The 16306-nt window shown below is 41.4% G+C and carries 10 protein-coding genes and 1 riboswitch; of the genes, 6 read left to right on the plus strand and 4 right to left on the minus strand.

What is annotated here, in order from left to right; all coding sequences use genetic code 11:
• Window positions 1-362 precede the first annotated feature (362 nt).
• On the plus strand, window positions 363-2003 hold the full coding sequence (locus BM176_RS23585) for a L,D-transpeptidase family protein (protein WP_090106937.1): 1641 nt from the start codon (window positions 363-365) through the stop codon (window positions 2001-2003).
• Here the strand turns inward: BM176_RS23585 and BM176_RS23590 are convergent.
• The 4 genes from BM176_RS23590 to BM176_RS23605 all read right to left on the minus strand — a co-directional run bounded on the left by BM176_RS23590 (window position 1993) and on the right by BM176_RS23605 (window position 6804).
• Window positions 1993-2742 (minus strand): murein L,D-transpeptidase catalytic domain family protein, encoded by a 750-nt coding sequence (locus BM176_RS23590; RefSeq protein WP_090106805.1) that lies wholly within the window; start codon window positions 2740-2742, stop codon window positions 1993-1995. The two genes, BM176_RS23585 and BM176_RS23590, sit on opposite strands and share 11 nt — an antisense overlap.
• Before the next feature lie 234 nt (window positions 2743-2976).
• Window positions 2977-4029 carry an agmatine deiminase family protein gene (locus BM176_RS23595; protein ID WP_090106806.1) on the minus strand — a complete coding sequence of 351 codons (1053 nt, stop codon included), beginning with the start codon at window positions 4027-4029 and terminating at the stop codon, window positions 2977-2979.
• Window positions 4029-4904 (minus strand): carbon-nitrogen hydrolase, encoded by an 876-nt coding sequence (locus BM176_RS23600; protein WP_090106807.1) that lies wholly within the window; start codon window positions 4902-4904, stop codon window positions 4029-4031. Before BM176_RS23600 ends, BM176_RS23595 begins: the two co-directional genes overlap by 1 nt.
• Before the next feature lie 52 nt (window positions 4905-4956).
• A complete protein-coding gene (locus BM176_RS23605; protein ID WP_143097898.1) occupies window positions 4957-6804 on the minus strand; it encodes an STN and carboxypeptidase regulatory-like domain-containing protein in 1848 nt (615 codons plus the stop codon).
• A 70-nt stretch (window positions 6805-6874) separates the two neighbouring features.
• A riboswitch (cobalamin riboswitch) is annotated at window positions 6875-7098 on the plus strand.
• 126 nt (window positions 7099-7224) lie between these two features.
• Here BM176_RS23605 and BM176_RS23610 point away from each other — a divergent pair.
• From BM176_RS23610 to BM176_RS23630, 5 genes are all read left to right on the plus strand, one after another.
• Entirely contained in the window at window positions 7225-8286 is a 1062-nt protein-coding gene (locus tag BM176_RS23610) for a DUF5074 domain-containing protein (protein ID WP_090106809.1), read from the plus strand.
• A complete protein-coding gene (locus tag BM176_RS23615) occupies window positions 8286-10256 on the plus strand; it encodes a TonB-dependent receptor plug domain-containing protein (protein WP_090106810.1) in 1971 nt (656 codons plus the stop codon). The genes BM176_RS23610 and BM176_RS23615 overlap by 1 nt, the downstream gene beginning before the upstream one ends.
• Before the next feature lie 3 nt (window positions 10257-10259).
• Window positions 10260-11372 carry a YncE family protein gene (locus BM176_RS23620; RefSeq protein ID WP_177230517.1) on the plus strand — a complete coding sequence of 371 codons (1113 nt, stop codon included), beginning with the start codon at window positions 10260-10262 and terminating at the stop codon, window positions 11370-11372.
• 284 nt (window positions 11373-11656) lie between these two features.
• Window positions 11657-14788 carry a SusC/RagA family TonB-linked outer membrane protein gene (locus BM176_RS23625; RefSeq protein WP_090106812.1) on the plus strand — a complete coding sequence of 1044 codons (3132 nt, stop codon included), beginning with the start codon at window positions 11657-11659 and terminating at the stop codon, window positions 14786-14788.
• Window positions 14789-14806: 18 nt separating this feature from the next.
• Window positions 14807-16300 (plus strand): RagB/SusD family nutrient uptake outer membrane protein, encoded by a 1494-nt coding sequence (locus tag BM176_RS23630; protein ID WP_090106813.1) that lies wholly within the window; start codon window positions 14807-14809, stop codon window positions 16298-16300.
• The last annotated feature ends 6 nt before the right edge of the window (window positions 16301-16306 follow it).

Raw genomic sequence — 16306 nt, forward strand, 5'->3', positions numbered from 1 at the left:
AGATGCTAAAGCCCTGGCATTAACCCATTAAAAATCGATTATCAAAAAAGCGGTGAAGCTTTATCGAGATAATATGATTTTACTAACAATAAGAAAATAAAGTATAAAACGACTTAAAATACAATTAGTATTGATCTTATTATTAAATAAAAGATATGCTGAAGAGTCTTTACTATAAAGACTTCCAGAGAGATAAAGCATATATAAAGCATAAGTGAAGCATATATAAAGCATAAACAAAACATACTTCCAGAGATATGCTTTATCTATGCTTCATCTCTATTTCATCCATACGTTACAAATCTGTATTGGGTGATTTGCCCCTAAAAGCAAGAGGCATGTGTTTTGCAAAGGCTTTCAATATGAATAAGTTAGCGATCTTATTGTTTGCGGTGATTACAGTATCCATTGGCTGTAAATCACGAAAAGAAGAGAAAAAAGAAATAGAAGAAAAAGAGATAGAGATAGAAATAGCGGTTACTCCAAGAAATACCAGTCTTAATATGGCTAATGCCTATAATAACCTGTTTCTGGATACAACGGCTGTAGAGAAATTCATTGTCGAACAACAATTGAATGATACAATTGCCGACCGGCTGCGCAGCTTTTATAATGCACGTAATTTTCAGTATGCCTGGTTTGATTCCAATGGTCTGAATGAACAGGCTTACGGTTTCCGGAGTTTGTATGATTACAGTGTGGATACCAGTGAAAATAATAAATCGCTGGAATACCGTTTAAATGCCCTAATGACGGACCCTCCAGATTCCGGTATTACCGCCACAAACGCAAACATTATTAAAACAGAGCTTCAGCTATCTCAACGATTTATAACTTATTTCAAAGATGCTTATAAAGATAGTGATACATGGGTACAGCAAATGGAGCAATTTGTGCCTTCCCAAAAACAGGAAGTATTAAAACTTGCAGAGGCTGTGTTGGCAGATAAGAGCAGGGGGAATAGAAAATTTACCGCGGCACATGGTGCATATGGTTCGCTCATAGAACCATTAAAGATCTATACAGACCTTGCAAAAAAAGGAGGCTGGGATAGTATCCCGGTTGATAAGAAAAAATATCGGGCTGGTGATAGTACTCCTGTAATAGCTGCGGTTAAAAGACGTTTGCAGATTACCGGTGATTTAACTGATAAAGATACTTCCGGCGCATTTACAGATGCGTTAGGCAATGCACTGAAATCATTTGAAGCTACTCATGGACATACGCCCCGGGGTATCATCACAGATTCTTTACTGAAAGAAATGAATGTACCGGCTATCAGACTTGTACAAACCTTGCTGATTAATATGGAAAGGATGCGCTGGATGCCTGAAGAACCGGAAGGAAGGCTGATCCTGGTGAATATTCCGGAGTTCATGATGCATGTATGGAATGGAAAGAAAAAAGAGTTCGATATGGCTGTAGTAGTGGGTAAAGAAGGTAAGAGTACTACGATGTTCTCCGGTAACCTTAACCAGGTGGTATTTAGTCCGTACTGGAATTTACCTAGAAGTATTGTGCGTGAAGAGGTGATGAAATCCATGAGCCGCAATAGTAATTACCTGCAACAAAGGCATATGGAAATTATAGGGCAACAAAGTGGGGTGCCGGTTATACGACAATTACCGGGAAAAGATAATCCATTGGGGCGTGTTAAGTTTTTGTTCCCCAATAACTTTAATATCTACTTCCATGATACTAATCAGAAGGACTTGTTTAAGCGGGATCAGCGGGCATACAGTCATGGGTGTATCCGTTTGAGTGATCCTGTAAAACTGGCTAATTATTTATTGTCAGATGAGGCACAATGGACGAGTGAAAAGATTGAAAATGCAATGAATAGTGGTAAGGAAAAATATGTACGCGTGAAAAATCCGGTACCTGTGCTGATTACATATTATACGGCTTGGGTAGATGAAGATGGACACTTACATTTTATAAAAGATATCTATTACCACGATAGCAGCATGATGGCAAAGATGTTTTCAGATGCTAAGCAATAGTAGTGTCCTGCTCGAACATTTTTGAATGTGCCATATAATATTTATCCGGACTGTATAGGAATAAACAAGTACCATTCCGGATCTCTTCGATGATCAACTTATGTACTTTTTCAGGAATAGCCGGACATCCAAGACTACGTCCAATATAACCCTGCAGGCGAACCAGTTTATCATTCACATAAGCAGCACTATGCATTACAATTCCACGGCTTAAAGCATTGTCATTAATACCTGCTTCTTCTCCCTGTAACCGTAAAGAATAACCATGCTCTCCCTTATAAGTTTCACCAGTAATATAAAATCCCAGACTGCTCTTAAAACTTTCAGGAGCATTGGAGAACTCAGTAGCCACTGCAGCACCGGAATTACGACCATGTGATACTAATGTATTGAACAGTACTTTTCCATTCTTCAGGTCTATTACAAACAGCCTTTTCTTGCTGGAAGGCAGGCTGAAGTCTACAATAGTAATCAGGTCTGCATTAGATAATTTACCTGCTTCTTCCAATTTTTCCATACCACTTATGGCATACTTAAAGGCTTCTCTTGATAATCCCAGTGAATCCAGTTTCAGGCTCTGGTATAACACGCCACTACTCTTGCTTGCATTGGTTTTTGCAACAGCAACAGGCATTGTTTTTTTACCAATAGATGGATTCGGTGAACTAAACATAAAAAAAGAAAATACACCGGCGGCCAAAGTTAGCCTGGCGATTCTTTTAAAAATCAGTCTCCTCATTAATCAAATAGTTAGGCGCTTCAGTTAAAAAAAAATGACTAGGACGAATTTACCCATTTAAAAACTAAGAACATGAGAAAGTAAAGGCCAGAAGCTCTGCTGTAGGAGGTTTTTTAACATTCTTTTGACAGAAACGGTTGGCACAGCCCGCCATCGCCGACCTGGACAGAATAAAAAAAGCGGGAATAAATACATTTGCATGTACTATTCCCGCTCAAATATTTCACATTAATCTTATTTAACCACTGGTTCCTGCTGACTTAAGCAATGGAAACTACCTAATCCCCAGATGATCTCCGTAGAATCAATCCCTACTACTTCACGGTCTTTAAAGCATTCAGAAATTATCTGCAAAGCTTTATCATCATTATCACAGTTATATACCGGAACGATCACATGTTTATTGCTGATGTAAAAGTTAGCATAAGAAGCTGGTAAACGCTGATCTTCAAAAACCACAGCATCGGGCATAGGTAGTTCTATTACATTCAACTGCTTGCCATCTAACAGGCGCATCTGTTTTAACTGCCGCAGGTTTTGCTGCAACAGGTCGTAATTTTCATCCGTTTTATTGCTTTCCACTACCGTCAGCACAGTATCTTCATTTACAAAACGAATAGTATCGTCAATATGACCATCGGTATCATCTCCCACAATTCCTTCATCTACCCAAAGGATTTGTTCTATACCATAGAAATCCTGTAAATAGGTTTCCAGCTGTTGCTTGTTCAGATGAGGATTTCTGTTTTCGTTCAACAGGCAGCAGGCAGAAGTTAACAGCGTACCTTTGCCATTGAATTCTACCGATCCTCCTTCCATAATAATTCCCGGATGGTATACGGGTAACTGGAAATGCTGACCAATCAACGTCGGGATAATATCATCTTTGTCGAATGGAGGATACTTTCCACCCCAGGCATTATAATTCCAGTCTACTATTACCTTTTTCTGTTCAGCAGCAGGATTTATCAGGAACGCCGGACCATGATCACGGCACCATGCATCGTTGGTAGGATGAATAAAGAATTCTACTTTATCGAGATTCACACCTGCATTACGTAAATGCCTCATCGCAAATGTTTTCATTGCTTCATCATTCACATTGATGCGTACAATTTCACTTTGCGCCAGGTACTTTATGAACTGACAGTATTGAGGATAAATGCTATCTATTTTTCCGGGCCAGCTGGCTTCTTTATGCGGCCAGCTTAACCATGTAGCCACATGGGGATGAAATTCGGCTGGAAAATAATATCCAAGCTGTTTAGGCGTAGGTTGTCCGTTCATTATGCTTCGTCAATATATCTTTTAGTGATGGGAGCGTAGGAGTCAATTCGTCTGTCACGCATAAACGGCCAGTGTGTGCGGTACCTGTCTGTTAATGCGATATCCAGTTCCTGTACATATACTTCTTCATTTTCGTGAGAAGCCTGGTACATGATGGTACCAAATGGATTGGATATGAAAGAACCACCCCAGAATTTCATACGGCCTTCCTGCTCGAATCCTACACGGTTCACACTCACAACATGTATCCCGTTTGCTACTGCGTGGCTGCGTTGCATTGTCTGCCATGCATTATATTGTTCTACATTGGTCGCCTCGTCCTGAGAAGTAGCCCAGCCGATAGCAGTAGGGTAGAAGAGGATTTCTGCGCCCATTAACGCTGTAATACGGGCCGCTTCCGGATACCACTGATCCCAGCAGATCAATACACCGATAGTGGCAAATTTGGTCTTAAATACCTTATAACCCAGATCGCCCGGGGTGAAGTAGAATTTTTCGTAATAAGCAGGGTCGTCGGGGATATGCATTTTACGGTATTTACCAAGGTAAGCACCGTCTGCATCCAGTACTGCTGTTGTATTGTGATATAATCCCTGTGCTCTCTTTTCGAAGAGGGAGGCAATGATCACCACCCCCAGCTCTGCCGCTACTTTCTGTAATGAATCTGTAGAAGGACCAGGAATAGGCTCAGCCAGGGAGAAGTTGTCATAATCTTCCACATCGCAGAAATACAGGGAAGTAAATAATTCCTGCAGACATACAATTTGTGCACCTTTAGCGGCGGCTTCCCGTATCTGCTGACTGGCTTTTGCAAGATTCCCTGCTTTATCACCGGAACAGCTCATTTGCACAAAACCTACTTTTACTTTAGACATAGTATTCAATTTTAGCAATCCTCTTTCGAGGGTTGCAAAGGTATCAAATAATCTAGAAAAACCCGATGCCCAGATGCCAGCCAAACCAGCCGGTCACCTTATCTCCTATATTATAAGCCTTGTAGCCCCCAGGTAAGGAGGCCTTATATCCGGGAACAGTAATTGTGGACGGTGCATAGTTAAGGGAAAAGGCCGGCCCTCCAAAGAGCGTAATGCCTTTAGCCAGCCGGAAATTAAATACTGATTGCAGGCGGTTCAGTGAATGTGTATTCTCCCAGTCGCCCAGATAGACGGTTTCCGATAAATATTCAAGCGCAAAGTTCATTTTCCTGTTAATCCGGAAAATATGCCCAAGTCCAAATCCGGTAATAAATACCTTTTCATCGCTGTTCAGGTTTGCACCTGCCAGCAGAATAGTGTAAAGCTTATGGTTACCGGATTTAAAGGCAACTGTAACATCCGCGATTTCGCTGTGGTATACCGCCAGCTGATGATAACCTTTTCTCACAAAATTCAGCAACCCTATACTATAGCCATCAGAAGAATCAGCAATATTTACTACTCCAATTTGCACCCCTTTCAGCGTTCCGGCATAATTAAACAACCCGCTTACCTGTAAACCACGGACAGTATCTGTGGCGATATTTCCCGTACCAGCTACCTGAATCCCATGTATCTTTTTAACATAGTTTAATCCACCTGCGAATTGCGCACCACGAACTGTATCTACGACGATATTCCCGATTCCCGATACCTGCATTCCCCGTAATGCTCTTGTATAATTAACTCCACCTGCCAATTGTACACCCTGGGTTTTACCTTTTGTGATATTCAGGATTCCGGCTACCTGCAACCCTTCACCATTACCGTTTGCCTGGTTATAGGCTGCTGCCTGCATACCAGTGTAATTATTATTTATTATATTGCTTATTCCTGCTATTTGTACACCCGTGAGGGAATCCAGCACATGGTTATGCAATCCTGATGCCTGCATCCCGGTCATTTTTCCTCCCACCACATTAAATACACCCGCGAATTGTACATAACGGACGTCTTTCTTATCTATATTAAATACTCCGGCCACTTCATAACCATTTAATCCTGCGGTATATCCACCAATCAGGTTAAGGGAAACCTTATTTACTACCTGTGCGCCCAGCTTTCCGTGTGTACCCAGGCCAGGTATGATAGAGGATTGGTAGGGCTGACGGGTAAAGAAATCACTGAGGTTCAAACTTTGCATGCGCTGTTTGGAAGAAAGGAAAAAACTTCCAAGCCATGTTTGTTCCACGCGGGTAAACTGGTTTACGTCTACAACGGATAACTGGATAGTACCTGCTGGTTTTAGTCCGGCCACCATTTCCTGGTCATAACCACTGCTTATCAGCATGGCGGTATCTTTATACAGATCTTTACTTACTGTGATAGAAGTGAAGGATGGCCGGTCTTTTTCACGGAGCTTTAACCGGAAATAGCCCTGCTCATTAGTCATGGCCGATATTAGTTGCATCCGCTCGTAGACGCTGGCATTGCTTACCGGGTGGCCGGTCACCGCATCAGTAATATATCCACTCACCACATACCATCTTTCTTTACCCTGGGCTGCCCGCTGGATAATCAGCTGGTTACCGATTTCCTTATACTGGCAGGTTCCCTGGAACATTATATCCAGTACCTGCTTTACAGTTTTGTGATTCACATTGAGGGTTACCAGGCTATCGTCCCGGATAAAATCGAGGATATATGAAAAATGAAAATTACCCTGACTACCAATGTTATCTAGTACCCTCGCCAGCGGCTGGCGGGTAACATTAACGGAAACCGTTTTATTCAGTAAGCTCTGGGCAACGCTACAAGAAACAATCAACGTGAGAGCTACAAACAGAAAGAGTCGTTTCAACTGAGTGGTTTTGAATTTTTCGGCAAGATACTAATGTATTTTTCTTTTTGGATATTTAATAGCCTTACTGTAGGTTTGTGCCGCATTTGGTTCCGCCTGGTGGCGGATTAATAGGGAAACCGGTGTAAATCCGGTACTATCCCCGTAGCTGTAAATCCTGTATTCTGATGGTAATCATCAGAATTGTTTTCCCGGACATATTCTACACTGCCACTAATTCTGCTACAGCAGAAACGGGAAGGCGTCCGGAGAAGCAGGAAAGTCAGAAGACCTGCCTGTTGCATTTGTAATTCATAGCTTTCGGGTGAAAAGCATGGAACGTAAACTAATTATGCGCTCCTATTTATTATCCTCCTGCATGGATAACTGAAGTTATCAGGCATGTTATTGTAAACATTCAAATGAAATAAACATTCATATATGCAAAGAAAATTATACCCCTGGTTATTGGCCCTTTTGGTTTTAGTGATGGCATCCTGTAGTAAGGATGAAAATATTACAACTGTAAAAGGCAGATATGATAATGGCTTTTTCCTGTTGAATGAAGGCAGTTGGGGAAATGAAACCGGAAGCGTGCACTTTTATAGTTACGATACAGATTCCCTTTATTTATACGTATACGAAAAGGAAAATACCGGTACCGGTGATACATTAGGCACCAACAAGCAGGTACTTGAGTTTGGAACCATTTATAATAACAAACTATACCTGGTGGTAAACCTGGGAGGCCCGTTAGTGGTAACAGATGCTTCCACACTGAAAGAAACCGGACGTATCAACAACCTGCCAGACCGGGCACATGCCTTTGTGGGAGTTGATAATACCCGTGGCCTGATCAGTACTGTGAATGGTATTTATCCTGTTAACCTTTCTTCCTTAACAACCGGTACCAAAATCAGTGGCATTGATGGTAGTGTAACAGATATGATTAAAGCAGGCAATTATATTTTTGTATTATCTGCTAATAACGGTATCGTTGCCTTGAATGCCGGTGATTATAGTGTTGCGAAAGTAATTGGTGCAGCTACTACAGGATTTGCTATTGGCAAAGATGGAAGCGTATGGGCAGCAACAGTCAACTCTTTATTAAAGATAAACGCGAGTACACTGGCGGTAGATACCATAAATACCTCCTTTGATGTTTATTTCAACGAATATAATTATAACAGCGGATCTATTGTTGCCTCTACCACAGAGAATGCAGTATATGTTACATCTGCTTATACAATGGTATATAAATATATTGTTGGCAATGCGGCTTCTTTAACAACACCATTTATTACTCTGCCAGCCAATCATTATCTGTTTGGTAAGGGCATTGCTTACAATGAGAAAAAGGGTGAGCTGGTGTTAAATACAACAAATGACATCTATGGCGGTACGGTGAATACGATTTATTCATATAATGCTACTACCGGTGCAGAGGGGAATAACTTTATTTACAATGGTAAATATTATCCAGCTATGGCTGTTTTCCATTAATGCTTAAACTAACTTTTATATGTCTGTTGGTATCCTGTGCTGTTGCGGCACAGGATACTGCTGCTTTACATACACTACAAACAGTTACTATATTCTCCGCTAAAAGCAACTCTGTTACACCAGTACAAACACTGAACGGAGTGGCACTTGAAAGAATGAATAGTTTATCCGTAGCAGATGCTACGCGTTATTTTTCCGGTGTACAACTGAAAGATTACGGCGGGTTAGGAGGGTTAAAAACACTGAATGTACATAGTATGGGCTCCAATCACCTGGGTGTGTTCTATGATGGAATTCAACTGAGTAATGCTCAGAATGGTACAGTAGACCTTGGACGTTTTTCGCTGGATAATATCGAACAGATAGACCTTTACAATGCACAGAAAGGAGTGATCTTTCAGCCTGCTAAAGGCTTCTCCTCAACAGCTTCTCTCTACCTGCAATCCCGCAAACCGGTATTTAAAGCAGATGAACAAACACATGGGAAGGTGAGTTTTAAAACAGGCTCTTTTAGATTGATCAATCCTGCTGTACGACTGGAGCAAAAACTATCTGATAAAGTAACGGCTGTGGCAAGCAGTGAATGGACACATGGCAATGGCCGGTATAAATTCCGTTATACTAACGGTACTTATGATACAACTGCCATCCGCAATAACAGTGAGATAGATGCCTGGCGTATCGAAGGCGGATTATATGGACAATTAAAAGATAGCAGCACCTGGAATATCAAAACGTATTATTATAATTCCAGCCGTGGTTTACCCGGTGCTATTGTAAACAATGTATTTCAACGTTCACAACATCAGTGGGACAGGAATTTCTTTGTGCAGTCGTCCTTCAATAAAAAAATTGGCAATCGATATAATATGCTGCTGAATGCCAAATATGGTCATGATTATGTCCGCTACCGTGATCCTGAAATTGTTACTATTGACGGCATTTTAATGAACCGCTTCCGGCAACATGAATATTATATCTCCTCAGCTAATCAATACAAACTTACTTCCTTCTGGGATGTAGTTCTTTCCGGAGATTTCCAGGTGAATGAAATGACGGCCGTTAACCTGGATCATTTTCCCATTCCCACCCGTTATACTACACTTGCAGCACTGGCTTCCCAACTGCATTTTAAAAGGCTGGATCTGCAGGGAAGTTTACTGGCAACCATTGTAAATGAAGACACTAAATTATACGTTGCAGGGAAGAACTACAGGGCATATACACCCACTGTCATTGCTTCCTGGCAACCTTTTACCAATCCGGCATTCCGGGTTCGCTCTTTTTATAAAAACATCTTCCGCATGCCTACGTTCAATGATCTGTACTATGGAACGTCTGGCAGTCCGGCACTCAAACCGGAATATACAAAACAGTATGATGCAGGATTTAGCTATACACAACAGATGCCCGGACTCTGGGAATACCTGTCTATACAGGTAGATGGCTATTACAATAACGTAACGGATAAGATCATAGCAGCACCCGGTAAAAGCTTCCGCTGGATGATGCAGAATATTGGTAAAGTTGATATCTACGGATTAGATGCAGGGATTCAGACTGCCCTGCACCGCATTGCATCAGTGCAAACAGATTTCTCCCTCAAGTATACTTACCAGCGGGCAATGGATATGACAACACCCGGAGAAGTGAATTACAAAGACCAGATAGCTTATATCCCTTTGCACAGCGGATCATTTATTACACATGCTTCCTGGAAAAATTACGATATCAATTACAGTTTCATTTATGTAGGGAAAAGGAATTCCACAGGATATGAAATACCTGAAAATTATCTGAAACCCTGGTATACAAGTGACATATCTTTGTTAACGCATTTCAACTACAGGAAAACGCTGGTAAAGGTGAGTTGTGAGGTGAATAATTTATTGAATCAATATTATGATGTGGTGATCAATTATCCAATGCCCGGACGTTATTTCCGTTTTTCTGTGAGTTTAAATTATTAGATCATGAAGTTGAATTTATTGCTGATCATTATACTTTCCGTTGTGGTTGCTTGTCGTAACGGGCAACAGGTAATTCCTCATGAAGAGACACAGGTAACCGAACCGGATACACTGCGGCATAGTTTTTACCTGCTGAATGAAGGAAATACGGGTATGAACCAGGCATCCCTTGATTATTTCAGTCATAATACAGGAATTTATAAAAGGAATATCTATAATGATGTGAATCCTGCCACGGTAAAAGAACTGGGAGATGTGGGGAATGACCTTCAGATTTATGGAGGGAAATTATATGCAGTCATCAACCTGTCCAATAAAGTGGAAGTGATGGAAAAATTTACGGCTAAACGTATAGGCCAGATAGATATTCCCAATGGACGCTATATCACTTTTTATAAAGGTAAGGCATATGTAAGCTCTTATGCTGCAGCATCGGGAACAGTTGAGGGATATGTGGCAGAAATAGATACCACTTCTCTGGAAATAACAAGGAAGGTTACCGTGGGCAGACAACCAGAAGAGATGGCCATTATAAACGACAAGTTATATGTTGCCAATTCGGGCGGGTATAGTCCGCCGCAATTTGACCGTACCGTTTCTGTGGTAGATCTGAATACTTTCACAGAGATAAAACGTATCGATGTAGCCATTAACCTGGATCACATGAAAGCAGATAAATATGGAGATCTGTATGTAACTTCCCGAGGAGATTATTACAATATTCCATCAAAGCTGTTTGTAATAGATTCTAAAACGGAACAGATAAAAGACTCTTTTAATCTTGCAACCAGCAACATATGCATGAAAGGAGATTCTGCTTATATCTATAGTGTGGAATGGAGCTATATTACGAATAAGAATACGGTAACCTATGCGATTATCAACGTAAAAGATGAAACGGTAATCACCAATAGTTTTATTACCGATGGCACAGAAAAGCAGATACAGGTACCATATGGCCTTGCTATTGATCCTGTAACAGCTGATATCTATGTAACGGATGCTAAAAATTATATCCTGCCAGGTACTTTGTATTGTTTTAGCCAGCAGGGAAAGAAAAAATGGAGTGTAACCACTGGTAATATTCCTGCGCACTTTGTTTTTGTACAACCCTAGCCCTTTTTTATATCCAGTAAGATAGTATAGGATAGTTGCCCTGACTTTTTATGCTAATTTAATTTTCGTTCACGTATTATTTCATTTCAGGAAATTACTCCTGGTAGGTCTCTTTTTTTATAAAATTAATATTTCCACGTATGTTCTCTTACATTAATTGTATTCATAGCAGGCATTCATAAACTGTATTAATACAGGTTCCATTTATTATTTGTGCCATCATTATCCGGGAAAATTTCCGGAGTGAAAAACTTATGCCATGTCTTCATCATTAAATTCCCGTTATGTACAAGTATTTAATCTGTAGTCCGCAATGGCGGCAGTTTGCCATTCAATGTAGTTTGCTGTTACTCCTGATTAGTATTCCGGGAATAGCACAGCAAAAACTTACGATCTCCGGTCAGGTAAGCGATTCTTCTTCTGGTGCACTAACAGGAGTGGTAGTCCGGGTAGTAGGCAAGCCAGTCGGCACACAAACCAGTGCCACCGGGCAATATACCTTACAGGTATCTTCCGGCGATGTATTATCCTTTCACATTCTCGGCTATGATGAAAAGCGTGTAACTGTAGGCAGTGCCACCACAATTAATATACAGTTGCAATCCACATCTTCAGGATTGAACGAAGTAGTGGTAATTGGTTATGGTAGTCAGCAGAAAAAAGATATGACGGGAGCTATTGCCAGTATTAATGCCAAACAATTGCAGGATCTTCCTACAGCAGGGCTTGACCAGAAACTGGCCGGTCAGATTCCCGGTGTGCAGGTAAGTGCTGTTTCCGGAACGCCCGGAGGTGGCGCTTCTATCAGGATCCGTGGATCAGGTTCTATTGGTGCAGGTAGCGATCCCTTATATGTAGTGGATGGTTTTCCATTATCCGGCAGTTTTGATCAGCAGGCTAGTCCGCTGAACATTATCAACCCGGATGATATTGAAACAATGACGGTGCTGAAAGATGCATCCTCTACAGCGATATATGGTTCCAGAGGAGCAAACGGTGTGGTAGTGATCACTACAAAACATGGACAGAAAGGTGCTCCCAGGGTAACGCTGAATACGTATACCGGTTACCAGGAAGTGCCACAAAAGGGCAGACCTGAAATGCTGAATGCACGGGAGTTTGCACAGTTCAGAAAAGATATTATCATTGATGATTTCGCATCCAGGGGACAGACAGCCACCGATGCTGATATTCCAACAGATTACAGACATCCGGAACAATATGGTGCAGGTACAAACTGGTATAATACTGTGTTACATACTGCTCCGCAGCATAATACTTCATTAGGAGTAAGTGGAGGTTCGGAGAATACAAAGTATAATTTCACCTTCGGATATTTTGACCAGGATGGTGTATTAAGATATACAGATTATAAAAGGTATACGGTAAGAGCAAACATAGAAAGTAAAATAGGGAAGAAGGTAAAAATAGGACTGGACCTGGCACCTACTTACAGCGTACAACATGTCAATGATTTCGAGAATGGATTTACGGATGTGCTTACCCGTAGTTTGTGGTTAAGCCCACTGGTATCTGTAACAGACAGCACCGGAAAACGCACGCCATACATCACTTCTACAGGTATGTACAGCGCCGGTAATCCATTAAACGCGTTGCAATACGGAGCTACGAAAGTGACCTCCTTTTCTGGTTTGGGAGGTGTATACGGAGAGTATGAAATCGTTGAAGGATTAAAGGCAAGAGTAAGTTTCAATGTGAACTATGGCAACGGTTCTTCTTTTGTATTTAATCCTTCCATATTAGGAGGAGTGAATAATCCGCCGCCCAGCATTCCTAATTCTTCACAGACCAAAGGAAATGCTTTGAACTGGTTATCAGAAATGTTATTGTCTTATGATAAAAAGTTAGGGAAAGATCATGCTATAAATGTAGTGCTGGGTTATACAGCGCAGAAAGAAAGAGTAGAATTTCTCAGGATCAATGCATCCAACTATCCGGACGATCTGATACAACCGATTAATGCGGCTGCTACAATCCCTTCGTACGACCAGAACACGCAGGAGTGGGCTATTTTGTCGTATCTCGGCAGGATCAACTATTCTTATAAAGGAAAATATCTGCTCACAGGAACTATCCGTTCTGATGGTTCTTCCCGTTTCGGTACCAACAACCGCTTTGGTACTTTCCCTTCGGGAGCTTTTGCCTGGCGGGCATCTGAAGAAGAGTTCCTGAAACATGTTTCCTGGCTGAGCGATCTTAAACTAAGAATGAGTTATGGTCTTTCAGGGAATTATAACATCGGGAATTACACTTACATGTCTAATATTACTTCCACCAATTATGTATTGGGAGGAGGTGTGGCAAGCGGCAGGAGTTCTACCACACTCAGAAATCCTAATCTTACCTGGGAAGAGTCATCCCAACTGGATGCAGGTATAGATGCCGGTTTTTTCGGGAACAGGCTTAATGTGACTGCAGATTATTACAGACGCATCACCAAAGGAATGCTCTATAACTCTGAAATCCCACTGTCATCTGGTTATACAAATGTGATCATCAACTCAGGGAAAATAGAAAACCACGGATTTGAATTTGGGATTAATACCGATAACCTGCCTGGAGAACTAAAGTGGACTACCAGCGCCAATATTGCTTTTAACCGTAATAAAGTACTCGCACTGAATGCCAAGAACGATCCAGTTTACAGCGGCCGGAGCGGAGAAGGTTCCTATACCCATATTACAAAGGTAGGTAAGCCCATAGGATTGTTTTATGGCTATGTAGTGGAAGGTGTGTACAAAGATCAGGCAGACTTTGATAAATCGCCTAAGAATGTTACTTCTGTAGTAGGCTCTATCAAATACAAAGATGTGGACGGTAATGGGGTAATAGAACCGGTAAATGATTTTGACATTATTGGTGATCCCAATCCAAAATTCATCTGGGGATTAACCAATCACTTCGAATATAAAAGCCTTGATCTTGGTATTGTACTGGTGGGATCACAGGGCGGTCAGATCCTGAAAACCTCCAAACAGTACATCCAGAATATAGACGGGATATTTAATGTAGACCGTAGTGTATTGAACCGCTGGCGTTCTGTGGATAATCCGGGTGATGGTAAAACACCTACTACGAATGGTGCCAGGGTGATATACCGTGATGTAAACTCTGAATGGGTGGAGAGTGGTTCTTTTATGCGCATTCAGAATATAGCGCTGGGTTATAATTTCAATAGAAAATTGCTGGAGCATACAAAATTTATAAGCGGTGCGCGTTTGTACGCAAGTGTACAGAATCTGGCTACTTTCACGAAGTACAGTGGTGCAAATCCGGAAGTAAGTCGTAAATCTCCTTCAGGAAATGCAACTACCACTGCGTTAACTCCCGGGGAAGATTTTACCAACTATCCTGTAGCCCGCACTTATACACTTGGTATTAACCTGTCATTTTAAAAGTGAAAATTAACAGTCATGAAAATTAAATATATTTTCCTTCCTGTAATGGCAGGCTTGCTTGCCGGTGGTTGTCAGAAGAGTTTCCTTGATCTCAACCCGGAAACAATCATCAACGGAAATGCTTTCTATAAAACAGAACCAGAAATTCAACAGGCTGTAAATGGAGCCTATAGTATATTACAACCTCTTGCCAATGAGAGCTACTGGATCTTCGGCGAAATGAGATCTGATAATACATGGTTTCAGTATAATAATCAGGACAGAGGACGTGAACAATGGGAGTTTGCAGATGAATTCCTGGTACCAGCTACTGCAGAGTGTATCAGTAATTTCTGGAAGAACAGTTATATCGGTATATCCCGCAGTAATGATGTACTGGATAATATTCCCAATGTAACCGATATGACCGATGCTGCCCGAGATCAATATACCGGTGAGGCCAAGTTTTTACGGGCATTCCATTACTTCAATCTTGTAAGACAATTTGGAGGAGTACCCTTAAAACTAACGTCTGTACAGTCGCCCGAAGCTACAAAGTCAAATGGCCGTGCCACTATAGATGAAGTATATGCCGCTATTTTAGCTGATCTGAAAGATGCTGCAGAAAAGTTGCCAGCCTCTTATTCAGGTACAAGTGTTGGCCGTGCCACTAAAGGGGCCGCCAGTACTTTACTGGCTAAAGTGTATTTAACCCAGAAAAACTATCCATCTGCATTGGCAGAACTACGCAAAGTACAGGCTCTGGGTTATTCCCTGTTGACAAACTACGCGGATGTTTTTGATCCTAATAAAAAGAATGGACCTGAATCTATATTCGAGATTCAGTATCTTGGATCACAATCAGGTCTCTTTAGCACTTTCATGTATATTTTTGCGCCATATACATCCGGAAGTTATGTTACCCGTGATACCAAAACTTCCATTCACGGTAGTGGCTCCGGCTGGAATATCCCTACTAAGGATATGATCGCCTCTTACGAAACTGGCGATAAACGTAAAGATGTTTCTATGGCAGATGGTTATAAAGATGCCGATAGTAATTTCGTGAATATTCCATATGTAAAAAAGTATAATCATGGCTTTACTGATGTAGGACGTACTAATGATAATTTCCCGGTACTCCGTTATGCAGATGTATTGCTGATGATTGCAGAGTGCCTCAACGAACAAGCCTTTACTGCCGGAGGTGAAGAATTTGATCTGCTCAATCAGGTAAGGGCAAGAGCGGGATTAGCTCCTAAAACAGCAGCTACCGTAGCCTCTCAGGATGCTTTCAGAGATGCCATATTTCAGGAGAGGAAAATAGAACTGGCATTTGAAAACCATCGCTGGTATGACCTTGTAAGATCAGGCAAAGCAGTGGAGATAATGAATGCTCACGGCGTTAACCAAAAGGCTTTGAGTACCCAGATTCCGGCAAACGGATACCAGATAACGGTCAACAGACTGTTACTGCCAATACCACAAACAGATGTAAACCTTGATAACCTAACGCAAAACCCACAATAAAATAAA

Origin of the sequence: Chitinophaga sp. CF118, assembly GCF_900112615.1 — a bacterium.
Lineage (GTDB): Bacteria > Bacteroidota > Bacteroidia > Chitinophagales > Chitinophagaceae > Chitinophaga.

What these genes read in the sequence shown, in the direction of transcription:
- BM176_RS23590 (WP_090106805.1), bottom strand. Translation starts at nt 2,742, where the DNA reads ATGAGGAGACTGATTTTTAAAAGAATCGCCAGGCTAACTTTGGCCGCC.
- BM176_RS23620 (WP_177230517.1), top strand. Translation starts at nt 10,260, where the DNA reads ATGAAGTTGAATTTATTGCTGATCATTATACTTTCCGTTGTGGTTGCT.
- BM176_RS23610 (WP_090106809.1), top strand. Translation starts at nt 7,225, where the DNA reads ATGCAAAGAAAATTATACCCCTGGTTATTGGCCCTTTTGGTTTTAGTG.
- BM176_RS23630 (WP_090106813.1), top strand. Translation starts at nt 14,807, where the DNA reads ATGAAAATTAAATATATTTTCCTTCCTGTAATGGCAGGCTTGCTTGCC.
- BM176_RS23600 (WP_090106807.1), bottom strand. Translation starts at nt 4,904, where the DNA reads ATGTCTAAAGTAAAAGTAGGTTTTGTGCAAATGAGCTGTTCCGGTGAT.
- BM176_RS23625 (WP_090106812.1), top strand. Translation starts at nt 11,657, where the DNA reads ATGTACAAGTATTTAATCTGTAGTCCGCAATGGCGGCAGTTTGCCATT.
- BM176_RS23585 (WP_090106937.1), top strand. Translation starts at nt 363, where the DNA reads ATGAATAAGTTAGCGATCTTATTGTTTGCGGTGATTACAGTATCCATT.
- BM176_RS23615 (WP_090106810.1), top strand. Translation starts at nt 8,286, where the DNA reads ATGCTTAAACTAACTTTTATATGTCTGTTGGTATCCTGTGCTGTTGCG.
- BM176_RS23595 (WP_090106806.1), bottom strand. Translation starts at nt 4,029, where the DNA reads ATGAACGGACAACCTACGCCTAAACAGCTTGGATATTATTTTCCAGCC.